The 7,277-nt window shown below is 73.2% G+C and carries 7 protein-coding genes; 5 read left to right on the plus strand and 2 right to left on the minus strand.

The window, feature by feature from the left end; all coding sequences use genetic code 11:
* Positions 1–32 precede the first annotated feature (32 nt).
* The 4 genes from ACWERV_RS01195 to ACWERV_RS01210 all read left to right on the plus strand — a co-directional run bounded on the left by ACWERV_RS01195 (position 33) and on the right by ACWERV_RS01210 (position 3,591).
* Complete coding sequence (locus ACWERV_RS01195) at positions 33–794, plus strand: ABC transporter permease (protein ID WP_452927192.1); 762 nt, start codon at positions 33–35, stop codon at positions 792–794.
* A complete protein-coding gene (locus ACWERV_RS01200; protein WP_452927161.1) occupies positions 791–1,513 on the plus strand; it encodes an ABC transporter permease in 723 nt (240 codons plus the stop codon). Before ACWERV_RS01195 ends, ACWERV_RS01200 begins: the two co-directional genes overlap by 4 nt.
* Positions 1,510–2,472, plus strand: coding sequence for an ABC transporter substrate-binding protein (locus tag ACWERV_RS01205; protein ID WP_452927164.1), 963 nt, complete (start codon positions 1,510–1,512; stop codon positions 2,470–2,472). The genes ACWERV_RS01200 and ACWERV_RS01205 overlap by 4 nt, the downstream gene beginning before the upstream one ends.
* Before the next feature lie 174 nt (positions 2,473–2,646).
* Positions 2,647–3,591 carry a hypothetical protein gene (locus tag ACWERV_RS01210; RefSeq protein WP_398176656.1) on the plus strand — a complete coding sequence of 315 codons (945 nt, stop codon included), beginning with the start codon at positions 2,647–2,649 and terminating at the stop codon, positions 3,589–3,591.
* A gap of 18 nt (positions 3,592–3,609) precedes the next feature.
* On the opposite strand, the gene ACWERV_RS01215 is transcribed toward ACWERV_RS01210, so the two are convergent.
* Positions 3,610–4,449, minus strand: coding sequence for a sigma-70 family RNA polymerase sigma factor (locus tag ACWERV_RS01215; RefSeq protein WP_452927167.1), 840 nt, complete (start codon positions 4,447–4,449; stop codon positions 3,610–3,612).
* 69 nt (positions 4,450–4,518) lie between these two features.
* Positions 4,519–5,661, minus strand: a complete 1,143-nt coding sequence (locus tag ACWERV_RS01220; protein WP_452927170.1) for an NADH-quinone oxidoreductase subunit D — start codon at positions 5,659–5,661, stop codon at positions 4,519–4,521.
* 436 nt (positions 5,662–6,097) lie between these two features.
* Between ACWERV_RS01220 and ACWERV_RS01225 the strand changes: the two genes are divergently transcribed.
* Positions 6,098–7,075, plus strand: coding sequence for an NAD-dependent epimerase/dehydratase family protein (locus ACWERV_RS01225; protein ID WP_452927173.1), 978 nt, complete (start codon positions 6,098–6,100; stop codon positions 7,073–7,075).
* Positions 7,076–7,277 lie beyond the last annotated feature (202 nt).

The following is a 7,277-nucleotide window of genomic DNA, read 5'->3' on the forward strand; positions in this document are numbered from 1 at the left end:
TGTCGGGGCTTGCGGCTAGGCTCGCAGCCATGATGACCACGGATGACTGCCTGGTCGCCAACGACTGGGTGTGCGGGGAGTACCTGCGCGAATACCGCTCCGACCTGACCGCCGCGACGCTCCAGCACCTCTGGATCACCGCCGAGTCGGTGGCGATCGGCCTCGCCGTCGCCCTCCCGCTCGCGCTCGCCGCCCACCGCTGGCGGCGCGTGGCGGCGGCGCCGGTGCTGGTGGTGACGACGGTGCTCTACACCGTGCCGTCGCTGGCGATGTTCTCGCTGCTGCTGCCCGTCTTCGGCATCTCCTCCTGGCTGGTCGTCACGGGCCTGGTGCTCTACTCGCTGACGATCCTGGTGCGCAACGTCCTCGCGGGCCTGGACGCGGTGCCCGCGGAGGTCACCGAGGCCGCGCGCGCGATGGGGTACGGGCGGCTGCGGATACTGGCCGCGGTCGAGCTGCCGCTCGCGCTGCCCGCGATCATGGCGGGGCTGCGGATCGCGACCGTCTCCACGGTCGCGCTGACGACGGTGGGCGCGATCGTCGACTACGGCGGCCTCGGCAATCTCCTGCTGTCCGGCATCGGCAGCAACTTCCGGGCCCAGGTGCTCGCCGCGTCCGTGCTGTGCGTGACCATCGCGGTGCTGGCCGACGTGCTGCTGCTGGGCGTCCAGTGGCTGTTGACCCCCTGGCGGCACGGGCGCGGCGGCCCCGGCCCCGGCCCCGGCGGGCGGCTGCTGCGGCGCAGACGCGGGCGAGGAAGAGCCGGGGGCGTGCGGACGGCGGCGGCGTCGTGAGCGCGGTCGGCGGCGCGTGGCGGTGGCTCACCACGGGCGCGCACTGGTCGGGCGGCGAGGGCGTCGTGCACCGCCTCACCGAGCACCTCTACTTCAGCGGGGTCTCGCTGGCCATCGCCCTGGCCGTGGCCCTGCCGCCCGCGGTGCTGCTGGGCCACCACGGGCGCGGCGGCGCCCTCGCCGTCAACATCTCCAACGTGGGCCGGGCGGTGCCGACCTTCGCCGTCCTGACGCTGCTCCTGCTGCTCATCGGCTCCGGCAGCGACTGGCCGGTGATCGTCGCCCTGGTGCTCTTCGCGGTGCCGCCGCTGGTGACCAACGCCTACGTCGGGATACGCGAGGTGGATCGGGACGTGGTCGAGGCCGCCCGCGGCATGGGGATGACCGGGCGGCAGCTGCTCCTCGGCGTCGAGCTGCCGCTCGCCTTCCCGCTGATCTGGACCGGTGTCAGAAGCGCCGCCGTCCAGGTGATCGCGACCGCCACGCTGGCCGCGATGGCCGGATTCGGCGGCCTGGGGCGGATCATCACCGCGGGCTTCAACCGGCAGATCAACGCCCAGGTGGTCGCCGGCGCGGTGCTCGTGGCCGGGCTCGCGCTGCTGGTCGAGGGGCTGTTCCTGGCGGTGCAGCACGCCCTGGACCCGATACGCCGCCGGTCCGCGCCCGCCGTCCCCGCCCCCGTGTCCGCCCCCGCACCCACTGGAGCCGTCCGCCCATGAACGCCGCCCCCCTGCGCGCCGCCGGTACGGCCGCGGCCGCCGCCCTGCTGCTGGCCGGATGCTCGGCCGGGACGTCCGCCGCCCCGGCGTCCGGCACCGCCGCCGCGACCCCGGCCGCCGCCGACGCGGCGGGCACCGACCTGGTGATCGGCTCGGCGGGCTTCACCGAGAGCGCGATCCTCGCCGAGATGTACGCCAAGGTGCTGTCCAATGCCGGATTCCACACCTCGGTGAAGACGCTGGCCAACCGCGAGCTGTACGAACCGGCGCTGGAGAAGGGCCAGATCGACGTCGTGCCGGAATATGCCGCGACACTCGCGGAGTTCCTCAACACCAAGGCCAATGGGCAGAAGGCCGCGCCGGTCGCCTCCAGTGACGTCACGGCCACGGTGACCGCTCTCGGCAAGCTCGCCGAACCGCGCGGCCTGAAGGTGCTGCCTGCGGGCAAGGCGGTCGACCAGAATGCCTTTGCCGTCAGCCGGGACTTCGCGGGGCAGCACCACCTCAAGACCCTTTCCGATCTTGGTGCGGCCAAGCTCAAGATCACATTGGCGGCGGGTGACGAATGCTCCGACCGCCCCTACTGCGAACCCGGGCTGAAGAAGGTCTACGGCATCGACATCACCGGCGTGGATCCCAAGGGTGTGGGCACCACCCAGTCGAAACAGGCCGTCAAGGACGGCTCCGACCAGCTTGTTCTCACCACGACCACGGACGCCACACTCGAACAGTTCGATCTCGTCCTGCTCACCGACGACAAGCACCTGCAGAACGCGGACAACGTGCTGCCCGTCGTCAATGCGAAGGACGCCGGGGATCCGCGGATCGCCGCCGCCCTCGGCAAGCTCACCGGGGTGCTCACCACCGCCGACCTGACGGAGATGGACAAGAAGGTGGACGCCCAGCGGCACAAGCCCGGGGAAGTGGCCGATCAGTACGTCAAGGCGAAGGGGTTGTGAGCCCGCCGTGAGCCCGGACGGGCATTCGCCATGACGCCGGTCATGCCGCAAAAGGGATGAAACGGACCGTGGTGAATGCCCGTCGTATTCGCACGGCAATTCCATGCCGCAATCGCGCAGAAAAAGTGCGACCCGCCGCCCCACAGCGCGCCCGCGCACGCTAAATTTCTGGCCATGCCCCGTGGACGTCACCGCCATTCCCAGCCCCTGCACCGCATGCTGCCGCCGCTCACCGTCGGCGGCGCGGCGGCCGTCCTCACCGCCGCGTCGTTCGTCGTCGCGGACACCGGCGTGATACGGGTCATCACCGCCGCGACCGCGCTCACCGCCATAGCGGGAGCCGCGCTCGCCCGCACCTGGGACCGCGCCGCCGGGCGCAAGGTCGCCGACCTCGAAGCGAGCCGCGTCCGCGAGGAGTGGCGCACCGAGGAGCGGGTCGCCGAGCTGGAGTCGGACCTGGAGGAGTCGCGGGAGATCCGCGCCCGCCTGGAGAAGAAGCTTCGCGGCAAGCGCGCCGAACTGGCCAGGCTCCGCACCGAGCACGCCGACCTGCTGCGGCGCTACGCCACCGCCGAGGCCGAACGGGCACGGGCGCTGGAGAAGATCCGCGAACTGCGGGTCGGCGACGTCCCGCAGCAGCAGCTCGCCCTCACGGGCGGCTCGCCGGTCGGTCCCGCCGCCTTCCTCAAGGCCGAGCAGGCCCTGCGCGAGCTGTCCCGCAACACCGCCCGCCAGCAGGCGCAGGCCACCGTGGACGCCGCCCGCCGCCGCGAGGCCGCCGCCCCCGAGGAGCCCGAGGGCCGCCACACCGCCGAGGCCCACGCCCGCGCGGGCCTCGCCCCCCGCGAGACCCGCCTCGTCCCCGCGGCGGCCGCGGTGCTCCCCTACCCCCAGGCCGGTGCGCAGTCCGCCGGGCGGGCCGTCGGAGGCTTCGACTTCTTCGGCACCCAGAAGGCGCTGCCCGCCGCCCCGCCGTCGGGCCCCGCGCTCCCGCCCGCCGCCGCCCCGGCAGCCGCCGAGCACGCGCAGGCCGCCGAGGCGTCCGAGGTCATCGACCTCACCGCCCACGACGACACCGAGCAGCTGGACATGACGGGCCTGCGCGCCTCCCAGGCCTGACCGCCGCAGGCCGCGCCCCTACGCCAGGGGCAGGACCTCCATCGTGGGGCTCAGGTGGACGTGGATCTCGCGGATGCCGGTCGGGGCCACCGCGAAGGTCAGGACCCGGTAGTCGGGCGTGCCCTGGGCGTAGACGATGGCGACCTTGCCGTCCACCAGGGCGAGACCGGACTCCCCGGTCAGCGTCGCCGAGACCATCGCGCCCCGCGCCACCTGCTCGGCCCCGCGGCGCACCGGCGAGCCGGGGACGTCCGAGCGGGAGACCACGCCCGGGTCCAGGACCGCGACGAGCGCCTCGAAGTCGCCCAGCCGGGCCGCCGCGAGAAAAGCCCCCACGACCTGCCGCTGGAGCGCGAGATCGGGCTCGGGCGCCGTCACCGGCGCACCCTGCACCCGCCGCCGGGCCCGCGAGGCCAGCTGACGGGCAGCCGCGGGCGTACGGTCCACGATCGGCGCGATCTCGTCGAACGGCACCGCGAACATGTCGTGCAGCACGAAGGCCAGCCGCTCCGCCGGATCCAGCGTCGCCAGCACCACCAGCAGCGCGAGCCCGACCGAATCCGCCAGCAGCGCGTCCTGCTCCGGATCGGCCGCGCCCGGCGCCTGCTCCACCTCGCTCAGCGGCTCCTCACCGCGCCGCCGCCGGGACCGCAGCATGTCCAGGCACACCCGCCCCACGACCGTCGTGAGCCACCCGCCGAGATTGCCCACCCCGCCGTCGCCCGCCCGGCTCAGCCGCAGCCACGCCTCCTGCACCGCGTCCTCCGCCTCCGCGGTGGAGCCCAGCATGCGGTAGGCCACCGCGCGCAGATGCCCCCGGTACGCCTCGAAGCGCTCGGCCAGCAGTTCGTCGCCCATACGTCACGTTCCTCCGTCGCCGTCCCTGCCGACATGACTCCCGGCGGGCGGCGGATGTGACCGGACGGACTACTTGTCGATGTCGCCGACGACGAAGAACATCGAGCCCAGGATCGCGACCATGTCGGCCACCAGCGTCCCCGGCAGCAGCACCGTCAGCGCCTGGATGTTGTTGAACGACGCCGAGCGCAGCTTCAGCCGGTGCGGCGTCTTCTCGCCCTTCGACACCAGGTAGTAGCCGTTGAGCCCGAGCGGATTCTCCGTCCAGGCGTACGTGTGGCCCTCCGGCGCCTTCAGCACCTTGGGCAGCCGCTGGTTCACCGGCCCCGGCGGCAGCTCCGCCATCCGGTCCAGGCACGCGTCCGCCAGGTCCAGCGCCACATGCGTCTGCTCCAGCAGCACCTCGAAACGCGCCAGGCAGTCGCCCTCCTCGCGCGTCACCACCCGCAGCGTGTCCGCCAGCTCCCCGTACGCCAGGTACGGCTCGTCCCGCCGCAGGTCGAAGTCCACGCCCGACGCCCGTGCGATGGGCCCGCTCACCCCGAAGCCGTGCACATCCTGCCGGGACAGCACGCCCACCCCGCGGGTCCGCCCGCGGAAGATCTCGTTGCCCAGCACCAGGTCGTCGATCCGCCCCATCCGCGCCCGCACCCGCGCGACCGACGCCCGCGCCCGCCCCGTCCAGCCGTTCGGCAGATCCTCCTTCAACCCGCCGACCCGGTTGAACATGTAGTGCATCCGCCCGCCGGAGACCTCCTCCATCACATGCTGCAAATCCTCGCGCTCCGTGAACGCGTAGAAGATCGGCGTGATCCCGCCCAGCTCCAGCGGATACGACCCGAGGAACATCAGGTGGTTCAGCACGCGGTTCAGCTCCGCGAGCAGCGTGCGCGTCCACACCGCGCGCTCCGGCACCTCCATGCCGAGCATGCGCTCGACCGCCATCACGACGCCCAGCTCGTTCGAGAACGCGGACAGCCAGTCGTGGCGGTTCGCCAGCATCACGATCTGGCGGTAGTCCCGCGCCTCGAACAACTTCTCCGCGCCACGGTGCATGTACCCGACGATCGGCTCCGCCGACCGGATCCGCTCGCCGTCGAGGACGAGCCGCAGACGGAGCACTCCGTGGGTGGAGGGGTGCTGGGGGCCGATGTTCAGCACCATGTCGGTGCTTTCGGCTGCGCCGCCGATGCCGATGGTGGTCTCCGTCATGAGCTCATCCTCTCAGGACGGTGCGGGCTGGTCCTTTGCGCCTCGGGATGCGTGGTGCGGTTCGCCGCGCGACCCTCTGCCGGTGGGGGGTTGCTCGCGCCGTTCCTCGCGCCCCTTTGCGCCATGAGCTGCCTCTTGCGGTAGGCGTCGCGATCGTCCGCCGGTGGGGGCTTGTCGCGCCGTTCCTCGCGCCCCTGGTTGGTACCCGGCGGGGCATCGCGCCCTGCCCCGGGGGTGGGGTCGGGGGCCGCCACGGGGCACCTCCTCGGAATGCGCGTTCGGCCTCTTACCTGGTTGGTGAGGGACTGGGAGCGCATTCCTGCGGGGGCACCCCGCACCGTCCCCCTCCGGGGCGGTTAGGCGGCTGCCTGCCGGTGGGGGGCAGCTCTGAGCGAAATCGGAGGTGAGGGTGGGGTGGTGGGGGGAGGGTGGGGGCATGGCGACGATGTTGATGTTGGGCGGGACGGGGTTTGTCGGGCGGGCGATGGTGGAGGAGGCGGTCGGGCGCGGGTGGGAGGTGACGGTCTTCCACCGGGGGAGACGGGCGGTGCCGGAAGGGGTCGCGCGGGTGGTGACCGGGGAGCGCGACGGGGATCTCGCCGGGCTCGCGGACGGGGAGTGGGACACCGTCGTGGACACCTGGTCCGGCTCGCCCGGGGTGGTGGGGCGGTCCGCGGCGGCGCTGAAGGGGCGGGTGGGGCGGTACGCGTATGTGTCGAGCCGGTCCGTCTACGCCTATCCGCCGCCTCTCGGCGGAACGGAGGACGCCCCGCTCGTCGAACCCGGAGACGGCGACTACGCGCAGGTCAAGCGGGGAGCGGAGGTCGCCCTGGAGGAGGTCTTCGGGGACGCCGCCCTGCTCATCCGGGCCGGGCTGATCCTCGGACCGTACGAGGACATCGGCCGGCTCCCGTGGTGGCTGGGCCGTGTCGCCCGCGGCGGGCGGGTCCTGGCCCCGGGGCCGCGCGATCTGCCGTTGCAGTTCGTGGACGTGCGTGACCTCGCCGCGTGGACGCTGGACGCTCTCACCGCCGGGCTCGGCGGGCCGTACGACATCGTGAGCGAGCCCGGCCACGCGACGATGGGGTCCTTCCTCGACGCATGTGCCGCGGCGACGGGCGGCGACGCGGAATTCGTCTGGGCCGACCCCGACACGATCACGGACGCGGGCGTCCAGCCCTGGATGGACCTCCCCCTCTGGCTCCCGCCGGGCCCCGAGCACGACGGCATGCACGGCGCGAACCCGGCGAAGGCCCTGCGGGCCGGGCTCCACTGCCGACCCGTCACATCGACCGTCGCTGACACCTGGACCTGGCTCCAGTCCATCGGCGGCACGGCCCCCCAGCGCCCCGACCGCCCCCCGGTCGGCCTCTCCCCGGACACCGAGGCCCGCCTCCTCACCACCCTCCCCTGACCCCCACCGGCAGCCAGCCGCCCGACCGGCCCGGAGGGGGACGGTGCGGGGTGCCCCCGCAGGAATGCGCTCCCAGTCCCTCACCGACCAGGTAAGAGGCCGAACGCGCATTCCGAGGAGGTGCCCCGTGGCGGCCCCCGACCCCACCCGCACGGAGCGCGCGATGCCCCGCCGGGTACCACCCAGGGGCGCGAGGAACTGC

The organism is Streptomyces sp. NPDC004031, assembly GCF_053604375.1.